This window comes from Pseudomonas sp. SF2, assembly GCF_036858055.1.
Taxonomy (GTDB): domain Bacteria; phylum Pseudomonadota; class Gammaproteobacteria; order Pseudomonadales; family Pseudomonadaceae; genus Aquipseudomonas.
This window is the reverse complement of record NZ_JAMBDI010000041.1, coordinates 1-26,056: the sequence shown is the minus strand read 5'-3', so window position 1 is coordinate 26,056 and position 26,056 is coordinate 1. Positions and strand designations below refer to the sequence as shown.

The window sequence follows — 26,056 nt, the reverse complement described above, 5'->3', positions numbered from 1 at the left end:
GCTCGCGATGCGCCGCGCGGGCGGCGCTCGATCTCACAGGCGCCGAACATCTCACGACATACGCCTGTCAGCCCAACAGGTTTTACCAGGCGTGAAACCAGCCCAGGGTGACCATCGTCAGCACCGCATAGCGCCCGGCCTTGGCCAGGGCCACAAGCAGCAGGAAGCGCCAGAACGGCTCACGCATGATGCCAGCGATCAGCGTCAGCGGGTCGCCGATCACCGGCATCCAGCTGAGCAGCAGCGACCATTGCCCCCAGCGCTGGTAGCGCTGCTGCGCGCGCTCCAGCTGGGCAGGGCTGAACGGAAACCAGCGCTTGTCACGCAGGTGCTCGATGGCCCGCCCCAGCACCCAGTTGACCACCGAGCCCAGCACATTGCCCAGGGTAGCCACCAGCAGCAGGGTGGCCCAGGCCTCGGGCTGGCGCAGCAAAAGACCGACCAGCACGGCCTCCGATTGCAGCGGTAGCAGGGTGGCGGCGCCGAAGGCGCTGAGGAACAGCGCCCACAGGCTGAGCATCAGTAGTTGGCAACCACGGTGTCCTTGCCGTCCTGGGTCACGCCGATGACCTGGTAGGCATCCTTGTGGTCACCCATTTCCATGCCGGGCGAGCCCATGGGCATGCCTGGTACGGCCAGGCCCTTGAGGTCGTTGCGCTTGGCCAGCAGGCGCACCTGCTCGGCCGGCACGTGGCCTTCGACGAACTTGCCATCGATCACCCCGGTATGGCACGACGCCAGGCGTGGTGCCACGCCCAGGCGTTGCTTGACCTCGCTCATGTTCGGCTCGACATGGTCGTTGACGGTGAAGCCGTTGTCGCGCAGGTGGCTGATCCAGGCCTTGCAGCAGCCGCAGTTGGGGTCGCGGTAGACGTCGATGGTCTCGGCGGCCTGGGCCAGGCCGGTGACGGCCAGCAAGCCCAGGGTCAGCAAGTGTTTATGCAGCATCATGAAGCACTCCTTTGGAAACACAGGTGGACACCAGTGACCAGGCCTGCGCCTTGCTTGCGTCCGGCGTCGTTGCGGCCCGTGGTTCGGTCCAGTATCCAGCGGTTGGCCAGCAGCATAGCGCAAGTGGCCCCCAGTCGCAGCGCGGCCGGTTTATCTGCCAGGTACTGGTTCCGGATGCCGGCCCGCCAGCATGCGGGCTAACGTTTGGCCGACCTATCCGAGAGCCTGGTTGATCATGACCCTACCACTGGACTGCCTGTTGTACTCCAAGACCAATCTGATTGGTATCGGACCAAACCTGTCTGAAGAGGAGCGCCTGGACGTGCAAACGTTGCTGGACCATGCCGACGAGTTCGCAAGCCGCTTCCTCGACCGGGACGAGCTATGGAAGAGTTGGTTCGACCGCTTCCGCAATCGCCTGGAGAAACATGGCTGCGTAAGGACGGCCGCCCTGGAGTTACCGCCCCAGGTCATCAGGGACCATGACGACTTCGATACCAGGCTCGGGCCCATCGGCACAGGCAGCACACCGACGCTGTTGGCCCAGCTGGCGCGTGCGTCCATGCAGGAATTGCGAATCAGTGCACACGCCAGGAAGTTTTTGCAGTCTGGCTGGCAGGACGACGTCGCCTCATCGTTTCTGATAACCCCCTGCCAGAAGGACGAGACCGGCCAGATCCATCTGGCGGTCTACGCCTTCCGTTTCAACGGCACCGTCGAGTTACGGGACTTCGGATTCTGGAGCGAGACCCAGCGTGACATCGTCGTGTGGAACACTGGTACTGCTTACCGTTTCGATGTGGAACGTTTTGCCGCTTTTCGTCAGCAGATCCGTAAAGAGTTGGGCGCCCGACGGCTTGGCGCCGTTACCAGGATTGAACTCTAGCCACCTCGCTCAAGTTGGCAGGTCACGCATCAACAGGCCGTATGCCAACGGCACCTGTTCGGGAACAGGAAGGTAGATGGTGTGGCCATCGCCCGGGGCGACCTGCAGCGGTTGCTGCTGGCCGTTGCTCATGTGCTCGAGATCGAAGTGGTAGTTGCCGCGCGGGGTCATCAGTTCCAGGTGGTCGCCCACGGCGAAGCGGTTCTTCACCTTGACTTCGGCCAGGCCGTCGACGCGCTCCCCGGTCAGCTCGCCAACGAACTGCTGGCGCTCGGACACCGAGTTGCCGCGCTGGTAGTTCTGGTATTCGTCGTGCACGTGGCGGCGCAAAAAACCTTCGGTGTAACCGCGTTGGGCCAGGGATTCGAGGTTGTCCATGAGTGAGCGGTCGAAGGGCCGCCCAGCCACCGCATCGTCGATCGCCTGGCGGTACGACTGCACGGCGCGGGCGCAATAGAAGTGCGACTTGGTGCGGCCTTCGATTTTCAGCGAGTGCACGCCCATGGTGGCCAGGCGCCCGACGTGCTGGATGGCGCGCAGGTCCTTGGCGTTCATGATGTAGGTGCCGTGCTCGTCTTCGAACGCTGGCATTTCGCTGCCGGGGCGGTTGCTCTCCTGCAGCAGGAATACCTGCTCGGTCGGCGCACCCAGGCCCAGGGTCGGTTGCACTTCGCGCACGATGTCGCCGGTGGCATTCTCGGTGGCGGGGGTGGCGTCGTACTTCCAGCGGCAGGCGTTGGTGCAGGTGCCCTGGTTGGCATCGCGCTTGTTGAGGTAGCCTGACAGCAGGCAACGGCCGGAGTAGGCCATGCACAGGGCGCCGTGGACGAATACCTCCAGCTCCATGTCCGGCACCTGCTGGCGGATTTCCTCGATCTCTTCGAGCGACAGTTCGCGCGACAGGATCACCCGGCTCAGGCCCAGCCGCTGCCAGAACTGCACACTGGCCCAGTTGACCGTGTTGGCCTGCACCGACAGGTGCACCGCCATTTGCGGGAAGTGCTGGCGCACCAGCATGATCAGGCCGGGGTCGGACATGATCAGCGCATCCGGCGCCATCTCGATCACCGGTGCCAGGTCTTTGAGGAAGGTCTTGAGCTTGGCATTGTGCGGGGCAATGTTGACCACCACGTAGAAGCGTTTGCCCAGGGCATGCGCCTCCTGGATACCCAGGGCCAGGTTGGCATGGTCGAACTCGTTGTTGCGCACCCGCAAGCTGTAGCGCGGCTGGCCGGCGTAGACCGCGTCGGCACCATAGGCAAAGGCGTAGCGCATGGTCTTGAGGGTGCCGGCGGGGGCCAGCAGTTCGGGCTTGGCGGTAGGGTTCATGTGCGCACCGGGGCAAAAGGCGAGGATGCTAGGGCTGGCGGACACGGCGCGTATTGATTTGCATCAAGGGAAAAGCGGCACTTTTGCCCAGACGTGGTGCACTAATACCGCATAAGCCATGCGAGGACCCGCGATGAACCAGACCGCCCTGCAGAACAAAGCCCTGGCAGTACTGCTGGCGCTGGTGACCATTGCCTTCGTCTGGATCCTGCTGCCGTATTACGGTGCGATCTTCTGGGCGGTGATACTCGGCATCCTGTTCGCCCCGCTGCAGCGTCACCTGCTGCTGCGTTTCGGCCGCCGGCGCAACCTGGCCGCGGCTACCACCTTGCTGGTATGCCTGCTGGTGGCGATCCTGCCGGTGATCATCACCAGTGCACTGCTGGTGCAGGAGGGCGCCGCCCTGTACCAGCGCATCGAGCACGGGGAGCTGGATATTGCCGGTTATGTCGAGCGCGGCAAGGACATGCTCCCGGCGTTTGCCCAGCAGGGCCTGGACAGCATGGGCATGGGCAACCTCGACGGGCTGCGCGACAAGATCAGCAAGTGGGCCACCCAGGGTAGCCAGGTGCTGGCCAGCCAGGCGTTCAACTTTGGGCAGGGAACATTCGAGTTCGTGATCAGCTTCGGCATCATGATGTACCTGTTGTTCTTCTTCCTGCGCGAAGGCGCGGAGGTGGCCCGCCAGGTGCGTCTGGCGGTGCCGCTGCCCGAGCAGCAGAAGCGCCGTTTGCAGCTGAAGTTCAACCGTGTGGTGCGGGCGACGGTGAAAGGCAACGTGCTGGTGGCCATTACCCAGGGGGCGCTGGGCGGTTTCATCTTCTGGGTGCTGGATATCCCGAGTGCGCTGGTGTGGGCGGTACTGATGGCGTTTCTGTCGCTGTTGCCGGCGGTAGGGGCGGGGATCGTGTGGGCGCCGGTGGCGGCGTATTTCCTGCTGACCGGGGCGATATTGCCGGGGCTGATCCTGACCGCATTCGGCGTGCTGGTGATCGGTTTGGTGGATAACCTGCTGCGGCCGATCCTGGTGGGTAAGGACACGCGCATGCCGGACTACCTGATCCTGGTGTCGACGCTGGGCGGGCTGGCGGTGTTCGGGCTCAACGGCTTCGTGATCGGGCCGTTGATCGCGGCGCTGTTCGTGTCGAGCTGGGCGATCTTTGCCGCGACCAAGCCGCAGGTGCAGTTGCCACAGTAGGGCTTTACCGGCGGGCCTGTCGGGTTCAGTGTAGGCGCGACACAAGGACGCTCCTATAAAATGCCGTGCATGGATCAGGTTATGGAAAACAGGCCGAACAGCAACCCCGAATACACCTACCAAGCGGTTTACCGCTACCTGCTCGAGCGGATCGAGGCAGCCCCATGCAACGTGGAACAACGCCTACCGTCGCTGCGCGAGCTGGCTCGGCGCCTTGGCGTTTCGGTATCCAGCACCAAGTACGCCTATGCGCTGCTCGAAGATGAAGGGCGGGTGTATGCACGTCCCAAGCAGGGCTACTTCACCCGCACTCGCCCATCTGCATTGCGCGGGCATTCCCCGGGCCTGCTTGACACGGTATTCGCCAGCGCCCGTCAGCCGGGTATGCTCGCCTTGGGCAGTGATGCGCCAGCCATGCTGCTGTCGCTGGAGCAGCCACTGCTGATGATCGAGCGCGAACTGGCGCGCCAGTACCCACGTGCACAGGCCCCCCTGTACCAACCGTTCGGTGAGCCGGAGCTGCGCAGCGTGCTGGCCGACCGCTACACCCATTCGGCGCAGCACTACTGGCAGGCCAACCAGGTGTTCATCGGTGCAGACCTGCGCAGCGTCCTTGAATTGGCATTGCGCGCCCTCGGCCTCGAGGGCCAGGTGGCGCTGGTGGAGTCGCCTTGCAACTGGGCGGTATTGCGGCAGTTGCAGGCGGCAGGCATGACCATCATTGAAGTGCCATTGGGTGAAGACGGGCGTTTCGACCTGCAGCACTTTCACCAGTTGCTGTGCGATCAACCGGTTCGCCTGGCCGTGCTGTCGTCGGCGGCCAACGTGCCACAAGGTGGGCTGATGCCGGCAGCAGACAAGCAGCAGATCTGCCAATGGCTGGCCGAGTGCAATGTGTGGCTTTTCGAAAACGATGCTTACGGCGAGTTGTGTTTCCATCCGGCAGCGCCACGCTACCGCGACTTCGCCGACCCCGACCGGCTGCTGGTGTTCTCTACCTTCGACAAGCTGATTGGTGCAGAGGCGCCCTTTGGCTATCTGCTATGCCGGCATCATGTCGATCGCTTGCAGCAGCTCTTTCTTGAGCGCGCCTTCCGCCTTTCACCCATTCGTCAGCGAGCGATCGCCAGGCTGTTCACCTCGCGCCGGCTTGAGCAGCATTTACAGCGGTTGCGGCCCATGCTGCAGGAACGCCTGCAACAGATGGCGGCGCTATTGCAGACGCACGGCCAGGGGCGCCTGCATATCGTCGAGCCGCAGGGCGGGGCCAGCCTGTGGTTGCAGGCGACCCGCCCGGTGGACATGCGCCGGGTCTTCGCCCGGTTGCTGACGCAGCGCATCGTCATTGCTCCAGGGGAAATCTTCAGCCAGTGCGGCCTTTGGCGCAGCCACCTGCGGCTGTGTTGCAGCGTGGACTGGAGCAAGGATATTGCCTTGGCCTTGCAATGCCTGGTCAAGGCCATCGAGGATGAAGCTCAAACGCCGTAGCAGTGTTGCCGGGTTGGAAACATGCCGTTGCGTACTTCTTGCGCATAGCTGTTACAGGCCTCGCGGATTACCTGGCCGACGTCGGCATACTGCTTGACGAAGCGCGGTACATGAGCGCTGCCCAGACCTAGCAGGTCTTCGGTCACCAGCACCTGGCCATCGCAGGCGGGTGAGGCGCCAATACCAATGGTCGGTTTGGCGCTGGCTTCGGTGATGGCGCGGGCCACTGGCTCGGCCACGCCTTCGAGCAACAGGCTGAAAGCGCCGGCGCGCAGGTTGGCCTGCGCGTCGGCCCGTAGCGTTGCAGCACTGTCCTCGCTCAGCCCCTGGGCCTTGTAACCCCCCATGGCATTGACGAACTGGGGCATCAGGCCGATGTGCGCCATTACCGGGATGCCACGGGCGACAAGGAACTCGACGGTGCTCGCCAACGCCTGGTTGGCCTCCAGCTTGACGGCATCGCAGCCGCTGCTGGCCAGTACCTTGGCGCAGTTGCGAAACGCCTGTTCATGGGACTCCTGGTAGCTGCCGAACGGCATGTCGGCGATCACGCAGGCCAGGCGGGTGCTGTCGACCACGGCGCGGGTATGGGCAATGGTCTCGTCCAGGCGCATGCCTAGGGTGGAGGGTCGACCGTAGCCGACCATGGCCGTGGAGTCGCCGACCAGGATGAAGTCGACCAGCGGGTCGATCACTTGAGCGATGGTGCTGGAGTAGGCGGTCAGCGAGACGATCTTCTGCTGACCTTTCATGGCCACCAGTTGCGGGATTGTCAGGCGGCGGGTGCGGGTGTGTGTGCTCATTGGGGCTGGGCATCTCAGGACAGGGAGGGCCCATGTTTTGGCAATTTCAGTGGCAACTCAATGTACAGATTCGGGCCAGATCGCAACCCAGAACAAGGGGCCGCAAAGCGGCCCCAATGCCGGCTCAGGAGGTTTGCGGCATCTCGCCCTTGGCCAGGCGGCGGTTGATGTCGGCGATCACTTCGGGCAGTTCGTTGATGGTGTCGATCAGGTAGTGCGGACGGCTGCCGGCGAACAGTGCGTGGATGCGCTGGCGCTCGCTTTCCAGCTTCTCGGCGCTCAGCGCGCGGTAGCCTTCCCAGGTCAGCCCCAGGGCATTGCCCGAGCACACCAGGGCCACGGTCCACATGCCGGCGCGGCGGCCTTCGAGAATGCCCGGCACGGTGTCGTCGACCTTCACGCACGCCGCCACATCGTCGATACCCAGCGCGATCACGTTGGCCAGGGCCTGGGCCGGCCATGGGCGGCCGTTCGGGGTTTCGTCGGTGGCCACCACATGGTCGGCCACGTAGCCGTTCTGCGCGGCCAGTTCCACCACCTTGTCCATCACCACCTTCGGGTAGCCCGAGCACGAGCCGATCTTCAGGCCGTCCTGGCGCAGCCCGGTGAGGGTTTCCAGGGCCCCGGGGATCAGCGCCGAGTGCACGGCGATCTTCTCGATCTGCAGTGGCATGAAGCGGTTGTAGATGGCGGTGACATCATCGTCGGTCGGGGTGCGGCCGAATACCTTGCGGTAGCGCTCGGCAATTTCCGGCACATCGCACAGGGTGCGGATGTGGTCCCACTTGCCCATGCCCATCGGGCCACGGGCTTCTTCGATGGACACCTGCACATCGAATTCGGCAAAGGCTTCGACAAAGATCTGGGTCGGGGCAAAGGAGCCGAAGTCGACCACGGTGCCGGCCCAGTCGAGGATGGCGGCTTGCAGCTGGGTGGGGTTGCTGTAGTTCATGTGCGCTTGTTCCTGAGATCGGGTGGGCAAAGGGTCAGATGTCCAGCACTTCCATTTCCCGCAGCACCTCGGCCACGGCATTCACGGCGGCCTGCATGCCATCCGCTCCGACCACGCCGATGCAGCCGACGCGGAAGGTTTCCACCTGGGTCAGCTTGCCCGGGTAGAGGATGAAACCCTTGGCCTTGACTCGCTCGTAGAAGTCCTTGAACTGGTAGCGGGCATCCTTCGGTGCGTGGAAGGTGACGATGATCGGCGCCTGGATCTCGGCGGGCAGGAAGCTGCGCAGGCCGATGGCAGCCATGCCGTCGAGCAGGGTCTTGCAGTTGTCGGCGTAGCGCTGGTGGCGCGCCGGCAGGCCACCTTCCTCGTTGTACTGCTGCAGCGCTTCGTGCAGGGCGGCGACCACATGGGTCGGCGGGGTGAAGCGCCACTGGCCGGTCCTGGCCATGTAGGTGTGCTGGTCGTGCAGGTCCATGGCCAGCGAATGGGCATTGCCTTCGGCGGCAGCCAGGGCGGTTTTTTCGGCGAATACGAAGCCCATGCCGGGTACGCCTTCCAGGCACTTGCCGGAAGCGGCGATCAGCGCTTCGAAGGGGATTTTGCGGGCGTCGATCGGCAACGCACCGAACGAGCTCATGGCGTCGATGATCAGGCGCTTGCCGTGGCCTTTGATCACCTGGGCGATCTCGGGCAGCGGGTTGAGGATGCCGGTGCTGGTTTCGCAGTGGATCAGCGCGACATGGGTAATGCCCGGGTCGGTGGCCAGCAGGCGGTCGACGTCGGCGGCAGTGGTCGGCTGGTCCTCGGCGGTTTCGAAGGTGCTGTAGGCGCGGCCCAGTACCTTGCAGATCTTTGCCAGGCGCTGGCCATAAGCGCCGTTGATCAGCACCAGCACCTTGCCGTCCCGCGGCACCAAGGTACCGATAGCCGCTTCCACGGCGAAGGTGCCGCTGCCTTGCAGGGGCACGCAGTGGTGGCTGGCGCTGCCGTCGATGATCGCCAGCAGTTGCTCGCAGACACTGGCAGTCAGTTGGTTGAAGTCGCGGTCCCAGGAGCCCCAGTCCACCAGCATGGCTTGGCGGGTGCGGATTGATGTGGTCAGGGGACCGGGGGTAAGCAGAATCGGGGCGTTGCTCATTCCGTTATTCCTCACAAGCGGTGGGCTGAAACTACGGGGCCTAGGTTGCAATTCCCGGTTGTATCAATCAAATTGTTTGTTGTTATCCGAGCTATAAGTCAGGTCGATAGAAATGAACCTGTTCCAGCTGCGTGCCTTCGACGCCGTTGCCCGTGAAGGCAGCTTCACCCGCGCTGCGGCGCGGCTGTTCATCAGCCAGCCGGCAGTGACTGGCCACGTCAAGGCGCTGGAGGAGCATTACCAGATCACCTTGCTGCGCCGCACTGCCCGGCGGGTGGAACTGACCGAAGAGGGCACCCGCCTGGCGGCGATAACCCGCGCCATGTTCGGCCTTGCCGAAGAGGCGCAGGCCATGCTCGAGGCCAACCGCCAGTTGCTGACCGGGCGTCTTGAGGTGGCTGCCGATGGCCCGCACCGGGTCATGCCGATGCTCGCGGTACTGCGTGAGCGTTACCCGGGCATCACGGTGAACCTGCGCCTGGGCAATGCCCAGGAAACCTTGGCCGCACTGCTCGGCGAGCATGCCGATGTGGCGGTGCTGACCGAGATCGAACCGCGCAAGGGCCTGCACCTGCAGCCGCTCTGCGAGTCGCGCCTGTGCGCCTTGCTGCCGGCGGGGCACGCCTGGGCCAGCGCCGAAGGCGACTTGCCACTGACCGAGCTGCACCAGCAGATCATGGTGCTGCGCGAGCCGAGTTCGACCACCCGGCGTACCTTCGACAAGGCCTGTATCAGCGCGGCAGTGCAGCCCAAGGTGTTGCTCGAACTGGATAGCCGTGAGGCGGTTACCGAGGCGGTGGCATCGGAGCTGGGCATTGGTGTGGTGTCATCCACCGAGGTGGCCAACGACCCGAGGGTTGTGGCACGCCCGCTGGCCGGTGCAGGGCTGGTCAATCAGCACATGCTCGGCTGCCTGGAGCGCCGTCGTGAATTGCGCCTGATTCAGGCCTTCCTGGGTTTGGCTGCCAGCCTGTAGGTCAGGGCTGGTGTTTTTTGCGGGCAGGCCTAAGATGGCCGGCATAGAGCAGACTGGATGGCCGATGAGCGAAAAAGACACCATCTCCATGCAACTGGTGCGCGAAGCGCTGTTGCAGACCTGCCCGGCCGGGCAACCCGATGCTGGTTTGCTGGCCCGTGCCGGTATCGACATCCGGCAACTTGAATTGCCCGAGGCCCGGGTCAGTGCCGAATCCTACGCAAACCTCTGGCGGCTGTTGGCCCGTCGCTGCAACGACGAATTTTTCGCCATGGACCCGCGTGGGCTGCGCACTGGCAGCCTGGCGTTCATGTGCCGGGCGAGCATGGCCCAACCAACCCTGGCCGAAGGGTTGGAAACGTTGTTGGCCTTTCTGTCCCTGATGCTCGAAGACTTGCAGCCGGGCCTGGTACGCCAGCAGAGCCTGGCCGAGATCGTCATCAACGAGCCGCGGGACCAACCTCGGCGTGCCTTCACCTATTTCACCTTCTGGATGATCGTGCACGGCGTGGCCTGCTGGCTGGCGGGGCGGCGAATTCCGATCCTGGCCGTGGACCTGCGTTGCGCCGAACCGCCGTTCTGCGATGACTACCGGGTGATGTTCTCGGAAAACCTGCAATTCGGCCGCCCACGCACGCGCATGATCATCGCCGCCGACTGCCTCGACCTGCCGCTGCGGCGCTCGGCAGATGACCTGCAGCGCTTTCTGGCCGAGGCGCCTGGCAACATTCTTGTCAAATATCGTGATCCGGCCAGCCTGGGGCGGCGTATCCGTACCAACCTGTTGCACCTGGACCCTGGCGCATGGCCCGATGCCGATGCCGTGGCCCGCCAATTGAGTCTGTCAGCCTCGACATTGCGCCGACGCCTGGGAGAGGAGGGGCAGACTTACCAAGGGTTGAAGGACAGTGTGCGGCGCGAACTGGCCATCGCCTGGCTCAGCCAGGGTGAACGGCCCATGGCCGAGATCGCCGAGCACCTGGGCTTTGCCGACAGCAGCTCGTTCTACAAGGCATTTCGCAAATGGTTCGGCTGCAACCCAGGGCACTACCGTGCCGTGATCCAGGCGCGAGATGGGCTGCGCTGAGGAGCCAGCCCTTCCCGCTGCCGGGATGCCCTGAGCAGGTTCAGGCTGGCAGGTCGAACCATTCAGAGGTATTCGACCATGCCCGACAGGATCCCCGCAAAACTGCTGCACCCGGCTGATGACTTCATTGGCGAACACTTGCCCCCATGGCTGAAAAACGCTGCGCATGAGCAGGTCCAGGCCTTGCGTGCCAGCATGACGGCGCATCTGCAGAGCCAGAAGGACATGGCTGCGGCCCTGCAGGCGCTGCAGCCGCTCGAGCAGTTTGCCGCCCAGCGCCTGGAGCAGGCGCTGAAGGATCAGCTGAAGCTGGACATCGATGTGACCCACGACCGATGGCGGGAAGAACGCCGCCGGCTGGAGGTCGTGCAGGGCTCGGTGCGCAATTTCGAGTCGTATTTCGTGACGGTGCCGCTGCTGCAGAAACTCTTGCAGAACTTCAAGAATGGCGAGTCCTATTTCGAGCAGACAGCGGTGATCCGTGAGGGGCAAGCACCAGATGGTGCTGAGCAGGTTCTCACCCAACGGATCGATGAAATCGTCAGTCTGTGCCGCAGGGTGGATGTGGGTAAGGCTTACCAGGAGCACTTGAAGCAAACGCTGACGCCAGCCTTCAGGCGCCAGTTGGCCAAGGATACGCGGCTGTGCATGGCGGCAGCTGTCGAGATCGCGGCCATGAAAGGGCAATTGGCGGGCAGCGATCTACGGATGCTACGCCAGCTAGGCAAGGGCGAACCTGCACAGTTGCCTTCGAGCCTGCGCCTGGGTATGGGCGTCTTGCAGGTGCTTGGGCAAGCCGTGGACGGCGCACTGGCATTCGAGTGGACTGGCACCGTTAGCGGTATGCCTGGCCTGGTTTTCAATCCGGATCGCTTGCAGGCGGTGCTGCTCTATCTGCCAGATGATCGGGAGCAACCCTTTCAACGGTTCGACGACTGGGCATCGGCAAACCGTACCTTGGCCAGGTTGATGTGCGGTGCCGATTTTCGAAAGGCAATTGCCCGACGCATCGCCCTGGACAAGCAGGTGGACTATCAACTGCTGCTGCGCAAGCGCCTGCAGGATGACGAGCCGGACCTGGAGCCCGGCTTGCTTGCCAGTGACGGTGAGCTTTTTGCAAGCTTGGCTGCCAGACACGTGCGACGTATCGAGGCGGATGCTGCTTTCCTGGCTGTGCCGACGGCGCAGGCGAATGCCCGGTCGGCCGCAGCGCGATTGCAGGCACTGGAAACGGCGGGCCTGGTATTGCTGAACCTGGTGGGTCTGTTCGTGCCAGTCGTTGGCGCCTTGCTGCTGGTTGACCTGGCCCGACAGGTGCTTGGCCATGTGTTCGAGGGGAGCGGCGACTGGCTGCAGGGGCACCAGCACGAAGCGACGGAGCACCTGCTGGAGGTCGCAGCGACACTGGCCACTGGCGCCACCGTCACAGCAGGTGGTCAGGTGCTGCGCAGTACCTTTGTCGAGCAGCTGGAGCCGGTTACCACCGAGGCGGGCGAGCAGCGACTGTGGCGCTACGACCTGCAACCTTATGAGCAGCGCTCGACCACGGCATCCTTGATTGAACTGGACAATGGGCTGCTCAGCGATGGCCAGGCCTACTGGTGGCGGCGCGACGCTGTGCTTTACAGGGTACGCCGCGATGCGGCGGGCACTTGGCGATTGCTGCATCGCGACGGGCCAGGCGTGTTCGGGCCGGCGCTGGAAAGCAATGGTGAGCGTGCCTGGCGGCTTGCCTGGGAGCGTCCGCTGGCGTGGCAGGGGGCGCAGAGGCTGGTCAAAGGTCTCTGGCCTGGCGCAGCAGAGCTGGATGCGGAGCGGATCACTCAGATCCTGGCGGTAGCGGATGTGGACGAGGCGTATTTGCGTGGGCTATGGGTGGAGGGCCGCCCCCTGCCCATCAGGTTGCGCGATACGCTGGAGCGCTTTGCTGCCGATGCCCGGGTCGATGCGTTCTTTGCGCAAGTGGATGTGGCAGGCGACGACACCGAAGCGTTGCAGTGGTGTATCGACACGTTGGAACTGCAAGGGGAGAACCTGGTAGAGCAAACCCGGTCGATCCGCCAGTCGGCCGAACGGTTGCGCGGGCCGATGCTGGAGCATTTCGCCCAGCGTTACCTTGCCCCTGATCCACTGCTGGCCACACTCAAGGGCAGCTTCCCCGGACTGCCAGATGCCTATGCGCTGGATCTGCTGAAAAGCGCCAGTGCCGAATCGCGCGAACGCATGACCAACGAAGCGCGAGTGCCGCTGGCATTGGCCGAGCGGGCGCGCGGCGCGCTGCAACAGGCGCGCCTGACCAGGATGCGCGAAGTACTTTATCTACCTAACAGTTATCGTGCCGATGCAGTATCCCTGGCGTTCTCCTTGCTACGCCGCCGCGGCTTGACACCGGGTGGGGTGAACCTGGTGCTGCGCGAGGGCTCTGCAACCGGGCCGGTACTGGATCGGCTTTTCCCTGAGCGCAATGGCGCGCAGTCCGTGACGGAAATGGTATGGCGTGAGGGGCGCTTCGAACTGTTCGACGACATGGGCCGTACCCGCGACATCGAGGTCGCCCAGCCTGAGGGGCTTTTCGAGGTACTTGCGGCCTGTCTGCCGCCCACGTTCCTGCAACGCCAAGGCTGGACGGGCGAGGACGCTGCCGGGCGTATCCGCTCATCGTTTCAGACTTGGCTGCCACGTGACCGCCTGGAACTGATACGACTGCTCGGCTGGCGTGAGGCCAGGCCCATGGCGCCCCTCATGCATCGTCTGGCCGATGGGCGGGCAGGTTATCTGCTAAGTGGCAGGGGCGCTTCCAGTCAAGCGCACGGGCAGGTTCTGCGGCGTCGTATCGGTAGCCTCTATCCCGCCTTCGATGATGAGGAGGTAGAGCGGTACCTGCAGCTGCTATTGGCACAATCGAGCTCGGCCTATACCACGCTGTTGCGTCAGGAGGGGGATTATCGACGGATGGATCAAGCCCTGCGGCTTTGGACTGACGCAGTTGCCGAGACAACCCGTGGCCACCGGCAGGCGGTTGCCGATGCACTTCGCCGTGCCTGGCGCCTTGAAGGGGAGAGGGTGATCTATCGCAATGGTGAGCCCGGAGGAATGCGGCTCAGCATCATCGGCGTGCCGGCGGGCAGCCTGCCGACCCTGCCGGAGGGGACGGATTTTACCCACATTACGGACATGGTACTGGTCGGTATGCGCCTGGAGTCTCTTCCAGCCGGCTTTCTGCGCACCTTCCCCGAGCTGCGCCGCCTGGACCTTGGCAACAATGCCTTGCGTGCGATTCCGGAAGGCCTCGCCGGGCTGACGCGCCTGCGCCATCTGCGGCTGCCCCGCAACCGGATCCGGCTGACGGCACCACATGTCGACGCGCTGGCGGGCCTGGCCCGTCTGCGCATCCTCGACCTGAGTGAAAACATGCTCGGCTCGATCAGCCTGCGCTTCAATCAGTTATCGCGCCTGCGAGAGCTACATCTGAGCCGGGCAGGTCTGCAGGCGGTGCCAAGGGGGCTGGAGTGGTGTGGCCTGCTCGAGTATGCCGATCTGCGCGGCAATCAGATATCCAGCCTGCCACAGGCGTTACTCGATGCGCCGTTGGCCTTGCGTCGGGCGGTGTGGGTCGATGGTAATCCGCTGACGGCAGCCGATCGTGAGCGTCTCCTTGGACCGGAGGCGGAACATGCCCATGGCCAGGTTCCCGATGCTGAAGAGCCTGCTGAAGCTGCAGATCCTTTGCGGGCACGAACCACCTGGCTTGGGGCGCTCGCCGAGCCCGAGCAGGCGGCCAAGGCTGCACAGTGGGATGCCCTGCAGGGTGAACCTGGGCATGTGCAGTTCTTCCAGCTACTGGCAGAGCTGACCGAGAGTTCCGATTTTCGTGTGGCCCGTGACGACCTGTCGCGAAGGGTGTGGGCGATGATAGACGCTGCGACCAGCAATACACTGATTCGTGATGAACTGTTCGAGCGGGCTGCAGACCCGCGTACCTGTGTCGACAGCGTGGCGCACTGTTTCAGTCAGCTCGAAATCCGAATGCGGGTACTGCAGGTGACTCATGGTGAAAACCCGGTCGCCACGCGTAATGCCCGCCTGGAGTTGGCACAGCGCCTGTTCCGTCTCGATCAGGTGGAGCACTTTGCCCGTGCTGATTTCCAGGCACGGCTGGCCGAAGGGCGAGGGGTGGATGAGGTCGAGGTCAGCCTGGCCTATCGTACAGGCCTGGCAAGCCGCCTGAACCTGATCGGGCAACCGCGCAGCATGCAGTTCCACCAGGTTGCCGGCGTGGCCAGTGAGGACCTGGATCGCGTCTACCTGGCAGTCCTGAACGCCGAAGCGGGTGATGAGCGGGTTCGCTACATCAGCCAGCGAGACTACTGGCAGGCGTACCTGCGTGAACGCTACCCCGAGGCATTCGAGCAGATCTCCAGCGACTTCAGCAAGCAGATCGACGTGCTTGAGGAAGAGAAAGAAGCCCTGGGCAGCGGCGCGTATGTCCAACGCTGCAAGCAGCTGCGTCGGGATACCGAGCAAGCCTACGATGCGCTTGCCTTACGGCTCACCCAGGATGAAATGAACGTGCCGGCCCTCTCGCAGAACAACACATAAGTCATTGATTCAGGGGGGCCGTGTGGGAGCAACTGTCTTGCTCAATTTCTAGAGGCTGGCGCGATCCCTGTGGGAGCGGNNCGGTGCCATGCACCGCGTTGGATTCTTCGCGGCTAAAGCCGCTCCCACAGGGTACGCGGACCGCTTGAGAACTCGGTTCCCTACGCTACAGCGCAGCCCAAAGGGCTGGGCAACCTCCCATGCGCCCAGGCTCGATCTTGCCTAGCCGAATTTCCTCCTGCACGAAGCGCTCGTGCAGGAGGAGGGTGATCGCCTTCCCTGTCGCCTGGAGATCGCCATGCCTGAACTGCACGAACATGCCAAGCTTGCCTACCCGGTAAACGACTTCATTGTCGAGATACTGCCTGAATGGCTGAAGAAGGCCAGGAAGGAATCGATCAATGCACTGCGTGCAGCGTCGACTGCTCACCTGGCGAGCCGCAAGCAGCTGGCACCGTTATTGGGCCGCTTGCTGCCGCTCGATCAATTCGCCAAGGCGCGCCTCGGTCCCGCCATCGAAGCGAAACTCGAGGTGCAACTCGACCTGGACAAGGTGGTGTGGCGTGAAGAGCGCCTTCGCGCCATCGCTCGGCCGTTCGACCCCTTACCGGGACTGTTGCCCCCGGACCTGCAGCAGGTGCTGGTCTACGAGCCGTTGTTGCAGAAATTGTTGCAGAACTTCACGGATGGCGAGTCGTTCTTCGAACAGACGGCGGTCATCAGGCAGCAACCGGCCGATGGCTCATCGGCACAGGTACTGACCTGGCAGATCGATGACCTGGTCGCCTTGTGTCGGGACACCGATGTCGGCGGTGCTTACCAGCGCCATCTTGACCAGGTGCTGACACCGGAACTGACCACGGCCCTGGGCAATGATCAACGCACTGGTCTGGCGTTGGTCATTGAAATCGCCGCGCTGCGGGCACAGCTCAAAAACAGTGATCTGGACATGCTCCGTCTGCTTGTCCAGGGCAAGGCGGCTCGCCATGCCCAGGGCTGGAATGGCATTGCCAGAACCGTGCAGGTTCTCGACTGCCGAGTGGAAGGTGCCATGGCCTTCGAACTGGTCGAACCGCCGCGTCGGCAGAGTGATTTCCCGGCTGGCCCGCCAGACAGCCTCAAGGGCGTGATCCTGTACTTGCCGGACGACCATGAGCAGCCCTTGCGGCGTTTTGCTGACTGGGATGCGGTGAATGATGCGCTGGTCCGGCACATGCGGGACGAGCCATTCAGAAGCGCGTTCGTCCAGCGCATCGCATTAAGCCAGCGGGCTCAATTCCTGACGTTACTGGATAAGCGCTTGAGTGACGATCAACCGGACCTGCAGCCATCCCGGCTAGCGCTAAAGGATGATCCCTTCCTCGATGCGGCCAGGCGACATGCCTCGCGCATCAGGGAAGACGCCCGCTTCCTGGCGGTGCCAACGGCTGAGGTGGACCGGCGCGCCAGCACTGACCGGCTGGCAGCGCTCCAGGAGGCGGGGCTGGCGCTGGTTGGCCTGGCAGGGCTGTTCGTGCCAGCCATCAATGCCGTGCTGCTGGGCGACTTCGCCAGGCAGTTGCTGACCCAGGTTTATGAAGGCGCCAGCCACTGGGCGCAGGGGCATCGGCATGAGGCGCTGGAGCATCTGGTGGACCTGGTCGCATCGGTAGCTGTGCTGGGAACGGCCGCAGCGGGAATCCATACCATCCGCTGCGCCTTTGCCGACACTCTCGAGCCCGTTACCACCGAGTCGGGCTCGCAGCGGCTCTGGCAGAATACCCTGAGCCCTTATCGTACGGCAGGCTCCGACATTTCGCTGACCGAGCGGCACGATGGCTTGTTTTCTGGGGACGACCAGCTCTGGTGGCATGACCAGGGCACCTTCTACGCTGTGCGCCAGGACCGCGAAGGGAGCTGGCGGTTGCTGCATCAGGATGGCACCGAACGGTTCGGCCCGGCTTTGCGAGGCAATGGCGAGCGTGGCTGGTGGCTGCGGATTGACCGTCCCCTGGAGTGGCAGGGCAATGCCAGGCTGTTGACCGCCCTGTGGCCAGCTGCCAGGGCACTGTCTGACGAGCAGGTCGGGCAAATCCTGACAGTGGCCGGGCTGGATGAAGCGATGCTGCGGCAGTTGCTGGTGGAAAGCCGGCCGCTGCCGGTCGCGCTGCGAGACACGCTGCAGCGGTTTGCGGTGCAGGCTGAGAATGAAGCCTTTTTTGCTCAGACCAGTGAAGGGCCGCAATACGCCGAGCGCCTGAGTTGGTGCATCGAGGAGTTGTCGCTGCAGGGCCAGGACCCGGCCGAACAGATGGATGCAATCCACGAGGCGGCTCAGCGCTTGCGTCAGCCCATGCTTGATCATTTCGCCGAAGCCAGCCTGCCAGACGACCCGGCGACGGCGGTGATCCGGCGCGACTTCCCCGGCCTGCCCAAGGCTTATGCGCGGGAGCTGCTCAAAGCCGCTTCGCCGTTCATGCGCCAGCGGATGGTCGAGGATTTCCGCTTGCCGTTGGCTTTGGCCCAGCAGGCGCGGCTCCTGCTGCTGGAGGTGCGGCTGGTAAGAATGCGCGAGGCCTTGTACCTGCAGGGCAGCTATTGTGCCGACCTGGTGCGTCTGGTGTTTGCGCTTCTGCGAAGCCAAGGCGTTGCCGCAGAAAAGATGAACCTGGTGTTGCGCGACCGGACTTCCACTGGCGCGGTGCAGGACCGGTTGTTGCCAGCCTTTGGTGATGCAACTCAGACCTTCGACCTGGTATGGAAAGACGGCAGCTTCCAACTGTATGACGAAAGAGGCCTGGCCAGCGAGCTTGAGGTTGCGGAGCCGCAAGGTGTGTTCGAAGTACTGGCGGCAGTACTTTCTGACAGTTTCCTTCAGCGTTCGGGTTGGGTTGGTAAAGACGTGCCTGGCCTCATCCGGGCCAGTATGCAGGCCTGGTTGCCGCGTGATCGCAAGGCCTTGCTTGCATTGCTGGACTGGCGAGAAGCCAGGCCACTGGGCGCAATGATCCAGCGCCTGGGCGATGGCCGTGTGGGTTACCCCCTCGGCCCTGTGCTTTCGTGCATGGAGTCACCGGCGTGTACCCTGCGGCGCCGGGTACGTAGCCTTTACCCCGGTTTCAGCGAAGCACAGGTCGAGCGGTTCATTCACTTCTTGCTTCTACGCAGGGCCTCTCCCTTTACCACCTTGCTGCGGCAGGAAATGGAATATGCAGCGCTGGACCGCAGCTTGAGAGCCTGGGCGCGACAGGGGGATGCCGGGCAGTGGAGGCTGCGCACGTCGGCCGGCGACGAAATTCGCCGTGTCTGGCGCCTGGAGGGGCCGCGGATCGAGGATGACGTGGAGGGCGAAAACGGGGAGGACCCACGCTGGAGCATGCGTTTGTCCCTTTCCAATTGGCCGTTGGGGGATTTGCCCGATATTCCTGCGGGCACTGACTTTTCTCATGTGACGCGTTTGACCCTGGTCAATTTGCGGCTCACGGTGTTGCCCGCGGGCTTCCTTGAGAATTTCCCCTCCCTGCAGAACCTGGACCTGAGTTTCAACGAACTTCACGCGCTGCCACAGGGGCTGGAACGCCTTCACGATCTGCGCGAGCTGACCCTGGCCGGTAACCGTCTGCGTCTGACACAGGCACAGGCCGATGTGCTGGCCGGCCTTACCGCGTTGCGCCACCTCGACCTGAGTGACAACCCGCTCGGCGCCGCTACCTTGCGGGTCGGGCGACTGGCTGACTTGCATGCGCTGGTCATGCGAAGTGCCGGCCTGCGGGCGATGCCCGAAGAGCTCGAACGCTGCGAACGGCTCACGTTCATCGATTTTCGCAATAACCAGATCGAAGCCCTGCCACCCGCACTGCTGCGCTCCCGCGTGATGCGGCGGCAAATGATGGTGCTTACTGGCAACCCGGTTGTTGCGACACTTGACAGCCAATTGCTTCGACATCGCTTGGCGCCTATCGAGAATGTCGAGCCTGCACTGTCCGCCAACAGGTGGCTGTCGACCCTTGATGCAGCTGATTACACGGCCCGTAGTACGCAGTGGGACACGCTACGTGCCATGCCGGGTAGTGACGCGTTCTTCGGTCTGCTCGACGAGTTGGTCGAGAGTGCCGATTTCAGGGCCGCTGCGCAGGCTACTGCCGAGCGGGTCTGGCGCGTTGTCGGAGCGGCCGCCGAGGACCCTCGCATTCGTCAGGACTTGTTCGACATTGCCGCTGATCCGCGTACGTGCGCCGACAGTGTGGCGCATTGTTTCAGCAACCTTGAGGTGCAGATGCACGTGTCGCAGTTCACTCACAACGGCGCGCCCGGTGCCACCAGCGTCGAGCGCATGCAACTTGCCCAGCGGCTGTTCCGCCTGGAGAGGGTCAATGCCCTGGCCCGGGCGTTCATGGATGAACGTTACGGAAGCGGGCAGTGGCAGGTTACGCACGCAGAGGAGGAGGTGGAGGTGAGCCTGGCCTTCCGCACCGGCCTGGCCGAGCGCCTGAACCTGCTGGGGCAGCCGAGAAACATGCTGTTCGGCTCTCTGGCAGGTGTCACCCAAGCGGATCTGGACAACGCTTATCAGCAGGTACTGAGCGCCGAAACGGGCGAGGAGCGGGCTGTCTTCATCAGTCAGCGCGACTTCTGGGTAGCAGCCTTGCGTGAACAGCACGCCGAGGCATTCTCCGCCATCGATGATGCGTTCCAGAAACGATGGCAGGCTGTCGAAACCCAGTGGGAGTCGGCAGCCACCAGTGAAGCAGCATTGGGTCATCAGGAGTACCTGCGTCAGGCCACGAACCTGCGAAGGGAGCGCGAGATGGCGTTAGCCGCACTGGCCTTGAGACTGACCCGCGAAGCATTGGAAACCCCTGTGTAGCAATCCTGTACAAGCGGCCAAACCGATCATCCAGATTGACAGCTTTGGCCATTGTCGCGCCGCCTGCGCGGCGCGAACATCATCGGACCGATGGTTCACTCCAAAAACAAGAAACCAGGAGTCCGACGATGCGCGATTACGCCGAGGCCGCTCGTGCGTTCGACCATGCCCAGGCCGCTGCGGCGGCATTGCATGGCAACCTCGAAGCCCTCAATGCCTGTGTCGAATGCTGTGACCACCATGCCGGTGAGGGCAAGCTGGCGCTGATCTACGAAGACCGCGATGGCAACAGTGCCCGCTACAGCTTCGATCAGCTCAAAAACCAGGCCGCCCGCTTCGCCAACGTGCTCAAGACGCAGGGCGTAGGCCCCGGTGATCGGGTTGCCGGGCTGATGCCGCGAACCCCCGAGCTGCTTGTTACCATTCTCGCTACCTGGCGCCTCGGCGCGGTGTACCAGCCGCTGTTCACTGCGTTCGGCCCCAAGGCTATCGAGCACCGGCTTGAGCAATCCCATGCCCGCGTGGTCATCACCGACAGCCACAACCGCGCCAAGCTGGACGATGTGCACGCCTGCCCGACCATCATCACTGTCAAGGCCCGCAGCGGCGAGCTGGACTTCCAGCAGTGTCTGGACAGTGCCGCAGACGTATGCGAGCCGGTGATGCGCTCGGGCAACGACCCGTTCCTGCTGATGTTCACCTCCGGCACCACCGGCCCGGCCAAACCGCTGGAAGTGCCGCTGCGCGCCATCGTCGCGTTCCAGGGCTACATGCGCGATGCCATCGATCTGCGCCCCGAGGACAACTTCTGGAACCTGGCCGACCCGGGCTGGGCCTATGGCCTGTATTACGCAGTCACTGGGCCGCTGTCGCTGGGCCATGCCACCACCTTCTACGATGGCCCGTTCAGTGTTGAAAGCTGCGCGCGGGTGATCGACAAGCTGGGCATCACCAACCTGGCCGGCTCGCCCACCGCGTACCGCCTGCTGATTGCTGCCGGGGATGGTTTCGCCGCGCCGATCAAGGGCCGCCTGCGAGTGGTGAGCAGTGCTGGCGAACCGCTCAACCCGGAAGTGATCCGCTGGTTCGCCGACGAACTGGGTGTGACCATCCACGATCACTACGGGCAGACCGAGCTGGGCATGGTGCTGTGCAACCACCATGGCCTGCAGCACCCGGTACATCTCGGCTCGGCAGGCTTCGCCATCCCTGGTCACCGCATCGTGGTGCTGGACGAGCAGGGCCACGAGCTGCCCGCCGGTCAGCCGGGTATCCTCGCGGTCGACCGCGAGCAGTCGCCGCTGTGCTGGTTCGCGGGCTACCACGGCCTGCCGACCAAAGCCTTCGTCGGCAAGTACTACCTCAGCGGCGACACCGTCGAGCTGAACCAGGACGGCAGCATCAGCTTCGTCGGCCGCAGCGACGATGTGATCACCACTTCCGGCTACCGGGTCGGCCCGTTCGACGTGGAGAGCGCCCTGATCGAGCACCCGGCGGTGATCGAAGCGGCGGTGATTGGCAAACCGGACCCCGAGCGTACCGAGTTGATCAAGGCCTTCGTGGTATTGGCCAGCGGTTGCCAGGGCAGCGCCGAGCTTGAAGAGGCTTTGCGCCAGCACGTGCGCCAACGCCTGTACGCCCATGCTTACCCAAGAGAAATCGAATTCGTCAGCGAGCTGCCCAAGACCCCGAGCGGCAAGCTGCAACGCTTCATCCTGCGCAATCAGGAAGTCGCCAAACAACAAGCGCAACAGGCCACCCCTGCCAGCGCCTGAAAGGAAACCGATCATGCAAATAGCCAACAAACACTTCATCGTCAGCGGCGCCGCCTCCGGGCTGGGCGCGGCAACCGCGCAGATGCTGGTCGAGGCCGGCGCCAAGGTCATGCTGGTCGACCTCAATGCCCAGGCCGTGGAAGCCAAGGCCCGCGAGCTGGGCGACAACGCCCGTTTCGCAGTGGCCGACATCAGCGACGAGCAAGCGGCGCAGGCGGCGGTCGATGCGGCCGTCAGCGCTTTTGGCAGCATTCATGGGCTGGTCAACTGCGCCGGCATCGTCGGTGCCGAAAAGGTATTGGGCAAACAGGGCCCGCATGGCCTGGCCAGCTTCGCCAAGGTCATCAACGTCAACCTGATCGGCAGTTTCAACCTGCTGCGCCTGGCCGCTGCGGCCATGGCCGAAGGGGCTGCCGATGAGGGTGGCGAGCGCGGGGTGATCATCAACACCGCTTCCATCGCCGCCTATGACGGCCAGATCGGGCAGGCCGCCTACGCAGCTTCCAAGGGTGCCATCGCCAGCCTGACCTTGCCGACCGCGCGTGAACTGGCGCGCTTCGGCATCCGTGTAATGACCATTGCCCCTGGCATCTTCGAAACGCCGATGATGGCCGGCATGACCGAGGAAGTACGCGCCTCGCTGGCTGCCGGTGTACCGTTCCCGCCGCGCCTGGGTCGCCCGCAGGAATACGCCGCGCTGGCCCGTCACATCATCGAGAACAGCATGCTCAACGGTGAGGTGATTCGCCTCGACGGTGCACTGCGCATGGCTGCCAAGTAAGGAGAACGAACATGACCCTCGCCAATGACCCGATCGTTATCGTCAGCGCCGTGCGTACGCCCATGGGTGGCCTGCAGGGCGACCTCAAGAGCCTGACTGCACCGCAACTGGGCAGCGCGGCCATCCGTGGCGCCGTGGAGCGCGCCGGCATCGATGCCGCCAGTGTCGAACAGGTGCTGTTCGGCTGCGTGCTGCCGGCCGGCCAGGGCCAGGCCCCGGCCCGCCAGGCCGCGCTGGGCGCCGGGCTGGACAAGCACACCACCTGCACAACCCTGAACAAGATGTGCGGTTCGGGCATGCAGGCGGCGATCATGGCCCATGACCTGCTGCTGGCCGGCACCGCCGATGTGGTGGTGGCCGGTGGCATGGAAAGCATGACCAACGCGCCGTACCTGCTGGACAAGGCCCGTGGCGGCTACCGCATGGGCCACGGCAAGATCATCGACCACATGTTCATGGATGGCCTGGAGGACGCCTACGACAAAGGCCGCCTGATGGGCACCTTTGCCGAAGACTGCGCGCAGGCCAACGCCTTCAGCCGCGAAGCCCAGGACCAGTTCGCCATTGCCTCGCTGACCCGTGCCCAGGACGCAATCAAGAGTGGCCGGTTTGCTGCCGAGATCGTGCCGGTGGAAGTCACCGAGGGTAAGGAAAGGCGCGTCATCAAGGACGATGAACAGCCGCCCAAGGCGCGCCTGGACAAGATCCCGCAGCTCAAGCCGGCCTTCCGCGAAGGCGGCACGGTAACCGCCGCCAACTCCAGCTCGATTTCCGACGGCGCTGCGGCGCTGGTGCTGATGCGCCGCTCCGAAGCCGACAAGCGCGGCCTCAAGCCGCTGGCGGTGATCCACGGCCACGCCGCCTTCGCCGACACCCCGGCTCTGTTCCCGACCGCGCCGATCGGTGCCATCGACAAGCTGATGAAACGCACTGGCTGGAATCTGGCCGAGGTCGACCTGTTCGAGATCAACGAGGCCTTCGCCGTGGTTACCCTGGCGGCCATGAAGCACCTCGACCTGGCACACGACAAGGTCAATATCCATGGCGGCGCCTGTGCCCTCGGCCACCCGATCGGCGCTTCCGGTGCGCGCATCCTGGTGACCCTGCTGTCGGCCCTGCGCCAGAACAACCTGCGCCGTGGCGTGGCGGCCATCTGCATCGGCGGTGGCGAGGCCACGGCCATGGCTGTCGAATGCCTGTACTGAGGTGAAGCATGCTGGTAACTGACGAGCAACAACAGATCGCCGACGCGGTACGCGCCTTTGCCCAGGAGCGCCTGAAGCCGTTTGCCGAGCAATGGGACAAGGAACACCGCTTCCCCAAGGAGGCCATCGAGGAGATGGCCGAGCTGGGCCTGTTCGGCATGCTGGTGCCGGAGCAGTGGGGCGGCAGCGACACCGGTTACGTGGCCTATGCCATGGCTCTGGAAGAAATCGCCGCCGGTGATGGCGCCTGCTCGACCATCATGAGCGTGCACAACTCGGTGGGCTGTGTGCCGATCCTGCGTTTTGGCAGCGAGCAGCAGAAAGAGCAGTTCCTTACCCCGCTGGCCAGCGGTGCGATGCTCGGTGCCTTCGCCCTGACCGAACCGCAGGCCGGCTCCGACGCCAGCAGCCTGAAGACCCGTGCTCGTCTGGATGGCGACCACTACGTGCTCAACGGCAGCAAGCAGTTCATCACCTCCGGGCAGAACGCCGGGGTGGTGATCGTGTTCGCCGTGACCGACCCGGACGCTGGCAAGCGCGGTATCAGCGCCTTCATCGTGCCTACCGATTCGCCCGGCTATCAAGTGGCGCGGGTCGAGGACAAGCTCGGCCAGCACGCCTCCGACACCTGCCAGATCGTCTTCGACAATGTGCGTGTGCCGGTGGCCAACCGCCTGGGCGCCGAAGGCGAGGGCTACAAGATCGCCCTGGCCAACCTCGAAGGCGGCCGCATCGGCATCGCCTCGCAGGCGGTGGGCATGGCCCGTGCTGCGTTCGAAGTGGCGCGCGACTATGCCAACGAGCGGCAGAGCTTCGGCAAGGCGCTGATCGAGCACCAGGCGGTGGCTTTCCGCCTGGCCGACATGGCGACGAAGATTGCCGTGGCTCGGCAGATGGTGCTGCATGCTGCCGCACTGCGTGATGCCGGGCGCCCGGCATTGGTGGAGGCCTCGATGGCCAAGCTGTTTGCCTCGGAAATGGCCGAAAAGGTCTGTTCGGATGCCTTGCAGACCCTGGGCGGTTATGGCTATCTGAGTGACTTCCCGCTGGAGCGGATCTACCGCGACGTTCGGGTTTGCCAGATCTACGAAGGCACCAGCGACATTCAGCGCATGGTCATTGCGCGCAATCTTTGAAGGAGCAGTCTGCATGGCATTCGAAACCATCCTGTTGGACATCCACGGCAAGGTCGGCCTGATCACCCTCAACCGCCCGCAGGCGCTGAACGCGCTGAACGCGCAGATCGTCGGCGAGATCAACCAGGCCCTGGACCAGCTCGAGCGTGACCCGAACATCGGCTGCGTGGTGCTGACCGGCTCCGCCAAGGCTTTTGCCGCTGGCGCCGACATCAAGGAAATGGCCGAGCTGCAATACCCGCAAATCTACGTTGACGACCTGTTCAGCGATTCCGACCGTATTGCCAACCGGCGCAAGCCGATCATTGCTGCAGTGTCCGGTTTTGCCCTGGGCGGCGGCTGCGAGCTGGCGATGATGTGTGACTTCATCCTGGCGGCGGACAATGCCAGGTTCGGCCAGCCGGAAATCAACCTTGGCGTGCTGCCGGGCATGGGCGGCACCCAGCGCCTGACCCGCGCGGTGGGCAAGGCCAAGGCCATGGAACTGTGCCTGACCGGTCGCCTGATGGGCGCTGAGGAAGCCGAGCGTGCTGGCTTGGTGGCGCGTATCGTGCCGCAGGCGGAGCTGGTGGAAGAGGCGCTGAAGGTGGCGGCGACCATTGCCAGCAAGTCGATTCCGGTGAGCATGATGGTGAAAGAGAGCGTCAATCGTGCATTCGAAGTCACCCTTAGCGAGGGTGTGCGCTTTGAGCGACGGGTGTTCCATGCGGCGTTTGCCACTGAAGACCAGAAAGAAGGTATGGCTGCGTTCATTGCCAAGCGTGAGGCGCAGTTCAAGGATTGTTGATCTGGTTGGGGTTTTGCGCTGGGCCTGTGGGTGCATGCCTTGAGAGGTCCGGCGCCTGTGAGATCGAGCGCCGCCCGCGCGGCGCATCGCGAGCGAAGCTCGCTCCTACATTTGTT

The 26,056-nt window shown here is 63.8% G+C and carries 18 protein-coding genes; 12 read left to right on the top strand and 6 right to left on the bottom strand.

Annotated elements, in window-relative coordinates; all coding sequences use genetic code 11:
* Nucleotides 1-82: 82 nt before the first annotated feature.
* Nucleotides 83-520, bottom strand: a complete 438-nt coding sequence (locus tag M2S36_RS21380; RefSeq protein ID WP_207831624.1) for a YqaA family protein — start codon at nucleotides 518-520, stop codon at nucleotides 83-85.
* Nucleotides 520-948, bottom strand: coding sequence for a DUF411 domain-containing protein (locus tag M2S36_RS21375; RefSeq protein ID WP_207831809.1), 429 nt, complete (start codon nucleotides 946-948; stop codon nucleotides 520-522). Before M2S36_RS21375 ends, M2S36_RS21380 begins: the two co-directional genes overlap by 1 nt.
* Before the next feature lie 238 nt (nucleotides 949-1,186).
* Here M2S36_RS21375 and M2S36_RS21370 point away from each other — a divergent pair, with 238 nt between their 5' ends.
* Nucleotides 1,187-1,837 carry a hypothetical protein gene (locus tag M2S36_RS21370; RefSeq protein ID WP_207831622.1) on the top strand — a complete coding sequence of 217 codons (651 nt, stop codon included), beginning with the start codon at nucleotides 1,187-1,189 and terminating at the stop codon, nucleotides 1,835-1,837.
* Nucleotides 1,838-1,846: 9 nt separating this feature from the next.
* Here M2S36_RS21370 and trhP read toward each other — a convergent pair whose 3' ends face one another.
* Nucleotides 1,847-3,166, bottom strand: coding sequence for a prephenate-dependent tRNA uridine(34) hydroxylase TrhP (trhP, locus tag M2S36_RS21365; protein WP_207831620.1), 1,320 nt, complete (start codon nucleotides 3,164-3,166; stop codon nucleotides 1,847-1,849).
* Nucleotides 3,167-3,299: 133 nt separating this feature from the next.
* Here trhP and M2S36_RS21360 point away from each other — a divergent pair, with 133 nt between their 5' ends.
* Nucleotides 3,300-4,364: an AI-2E family transporter gene (locus tag M2S36_RS21360; protein ID WP_207831618.1), complete on the top strand. Its 1,065-nt coding sequence runs from the start codon at nucleotides 3,300-3,302 to the stop codon at nucleotides 4,362-4,364.
* An 81-nt stretch (nucleotides 4,365-4,445) separates the two neighbouring features.
* A complete protein-coding gene (locus M2S36_RS21355; protein WP_333957807.1) occupies nucleotides 4,446-5,852 on the top strand; it encodes an aminotransferase-like domain-containing protein in 1,407 nt (468 codons plus the stop codon).
* On the opposite strand, the gene panB is transcribed toward M2S36_RS21355, so the two are convergent.
* The 3 genes from panB to M2S36_RS21340 all read right to left on the bottom strand — a co-directional run bounded on the left by panB (nucleotide 5,840) and on the right by M2S36_RS21340 (nucleotide 8,748).
* Entirely contained in the window at nucleotides 5,840-6,655 is an 816-nt protein-coding gene (gene panB / locus M2S36_RS21350; RefSeq protein WP_207831614.1) for a 3-methyl-2-oxobutanoate hydroxymethyltransferase, read from the bottom strand. The two genes, M2S36_RS21355 and panB, sit on opposite strands and share 13 nt — an antisense overlap.
* A gap of 124 nt (nucleotides 6,656-6,779) precedes the next feature.
* On the bottom strand, nucleotides 6,780-7,607 hold the full coding sequence (phnX, locus tag M2S36_RS21345) for a phosphonoacetaldehyde hydrolase (protein ID WP_207831612.1): 828 nt from the start codon (nucleotides 7,605-7,607) through the stop codon (nucleotides 6,780-6,782).
* 34 nt (nucleotides 7,608-7,641) lie between these two features.
* The gene (locus M2S36_RS21340) at nucleotides 7,642-8,748 is read right to left on the bottom strand and encodes a 2-aminoethylphosphonate--pyruvate transaminase (RefSeq protein WP_333957806.1); all 1,107 of its coding nucleotides are present in this window, start codon (nucleotides 8,746-8,748) and stop codon (nucleotides 7,642-7,644) included.
* 112 nt (nucleotides 8,749-8,860) lie between these two features.
* Between M2S36_RS21340 and M2S36_RS21335 the strand changes: the two genes are divergently transcribed.
* From M2S36_RS21335 to M2S36_RS21295, 9 genes are all read left to right on the top strand, one after another.
* Nucleotides 8,861-9,724, top strand: coding sequence for a LysR substrate-binding domain-containing protein (locus M2S36_RS21335; protein ID WP_207831608.1), 864 nt, complete (start codon nucleotides 8,861-8,863; stop codon nucleotides 9,722-9,724).
* 64 nt (nucleotides 9,725-9,788) lie between these two features.
* The gene (locus tag M2S36_RS21330) at nucleotides 9,789-10,811 is read left to right on the top strand and encodes an AraC family transcriptional regulator (RefSeq protein ID WP_207831605.1); all 1,023 of its coding nucleotides are present in this window, start codon (nucleotides 9,789-9,791) and stop codon (nucleotides 10,809-10,811) included.
* 78 nt (nucleotides 10,812-10,889) lie between these two features.
* Entirely contained in the window at nucleotides 10,890-15,410 is a 4,521-nt protein-coding gene (locus M2S36_RS21325) for an NEL-type E3 ubiquitin ligase domain-containing protein (RefSeq protein ID WP_333957805.1), read from the top strand.
* 460 nt (nucleotides 15,411-15,870) lie between these two features.
* Complete coding sequence (locus M2S36_RS21320) at nucleotides 15,871-20,256, top strand: NEL-type E3 ubiquitin ligase domain-containing protein (protein WP_333957804.1); 4,386 nt, start codon at nucleotides 15,871-15,873, stop codon at nucleotides 20,254-20,256.
* A gap of 128 nt (nucleotides 20,257-20,384) precedes the next feature.
* Complete coding sequence (locus M2S36_RS21315; RefSeq protein WP_333957803.1) at nucleotides 20,385-22,031, top strand: acyl-CoA synthetase; 1,647 nt, start codon at nucleotides 20,385-20,387, stop codon at nucleotides 22,029-22,031.
* A gap of 13 nt (nucleotides 22,032-22,044) precedes the next feature.
* Nucleotides 22,045-22,812, top strand: coding sequence for an SDR family NAD(P)-dependent oxidoreductase (locus M2S36_RS21310; protein ID WP_207831597.1), 768 nt, complete (start codon nucleotides 22,045-22,047; stop codon nucleotides 22,810-22,812).
* Between the two features lie 11 nt (nucleotides 22,813-22,823).
* Complete coding sequence (locus tag M2S36_RS21305) at nucleotides 22,824-24,017, top strand: acetyl-CoA C-acyltransferase (RefSeq protein ID WP_087502979.1); 1,194 nt, start codon at nucleotides 22,824-22,826, stop codon at nucleotides 24,015-24,017.
* An 8-nt stretch (nucleotides 24,018-24,025) separates the two neighbouring features.
* Complete coding sequence (locus M2S36_RS21300) at nucleotides 24,026-25,153, top strand: acyl-CoA dehydrogenase (protein ID WP_025338375.1); 1,128 nt, start codon at nucleotides 24,026-24,028, stop codon at nucleotides 25,151-25,153.
* Nucleotides 25,154-25,166: 13 nt separating this feature from the next.
* Nucleotides 25,167-25,940, top strand: a complete 774-nt coding sequence (locus tag M2S36_RS21295; RefSeq protein ID WP_207831593.1) for an enoyl-CoA hydratase — start codon at nucleotides 25,167-25,169, stop codon at nucleotides 25,938-25,940.
* Nucleotides 25,941-26,056: the final 116 nt, after the last annotated feature.

Excerpts from the sequence above, each read along its gene's own strand:
- M2S36_RS21380 (WP_207831624.1), bottom strand. The coding sequence starts at position 520 with ATGCTCAGCCTGTGGGCGCTGTTCCTCAGCGCCTTCGGCGCCGCCACC.
- M2S36_RS21375 (WP_207831809.1), bottom strand. The coding sequence starts at position 948 with ATGCTGCATAAACACTTGCTGACCCTGGGCTTGCTGGCCGTCACCGGC.
- M2S36_RS21370 (WP_207831622.1), top strand. The coding sequence starts at position 1,187 with ATGACCCTACCACTGGACTGCCTGTTGTACTCCAAGACCAATCTGATT.
- trhP (WP_207831620.1), bottom strand. The coding sequence starts at position 3,166 with ATGAACCCTACCGCCAAGCCCGAACTGCTGGCCCCCGCCGGCACCCTC.
- M2S36_RS21360 (WP_207831618.1), top strand. The coding sequence starts at position 3,300 with ATGAACCAGACCGCCCTGCAGAACAAAGCCCTGGCAGTACTGCTGGCG.
- M2S36_RS21355 (WP_333957807.1), top strand. The coding sequence starts at position 4,446 with ATGGAAAACAGGCCGAACAGCAACCCCGAATACACCTACCAAGCGGTT.
- panB (WP_207831614.1), bottom strand. The coding sequence starts at position 6,655 with ATGAGCACACACACCCGCACCCGCCGCCTGACAATCCCGCAACTGGTG.
- phnX (WP_207831612.1), bottom strand. The coding sequence starts at position 7,607 with ATGAACTACAGCAACCCCACCCAGCTGCAAGCCGCCATCCTCGACTGG.
- M2S36_RS21340 (WP_333957806.1), bottom strand. The coding sequence starts at position 8,748 with ATGAGCAACGCCCCGATTCTGCTTACCCCCGGTCCCCTGACCACATCA.
- M2S36_RS21335 (WP_207831608.1), top strand. The coding sequence starts at position 8,861 with ATGAACCTGTTCCAGCTGCGTGCCTTCGACGCCGTTGCCCGTGAAGGC.
- M2S36_RS21330 (WP_207831605.1), top strand. The coding sequence starts at position 9,789 with ATGAGCGAAAAAGACACCATCTCCATGCAACTGGTGCGCGAAGCGCTG.
- M2S36_RS21325 (WP_333957805.1), top strand. The coding sequence starts at position 10,890 with ATGCCCGACAGGATCCCCGCAAAACTGCTGCACCCGGCTGATGACTTC.
- M2S36_RS21315 (WP_333957803.1), top strand. The coding sequence starts at position 20,385 with ATGCGCGATTACGCCGAGGCCGCTCGTGCGTTCGACCATGCCCAGGCC.
- M2S36_RS21310 (WP_207831597.1), top strand. The coding sequence starts at position 22,045 with ATGCAAATAGCCAACAAACACTTCATCGTCAGCGGCGCCGCCTCCGGG.
- M2S36_RS21305 (WP_087502979.1), top strand. The coding sequence starts at position 22,824 with ATGACCCTCGCCAATGACCCGATCGTTATCGTCAGCGCCGTGCGTACG.
- M2S36_RS21300 (WP_025338375.1), top strand. The coding sequence starts at position 24,026 with ATGCTGGTAACTGACGAGCAACAACAGATCGCCGACGCGGTACGCGCC.
- M2S36_RS21295 (WP_207831593.1), top strand. The coding sequence starts at position 25,167 with ATGGCATTCGAAACCATCCTGTTGGACATCCACGGCAAGGTCGGCCTG.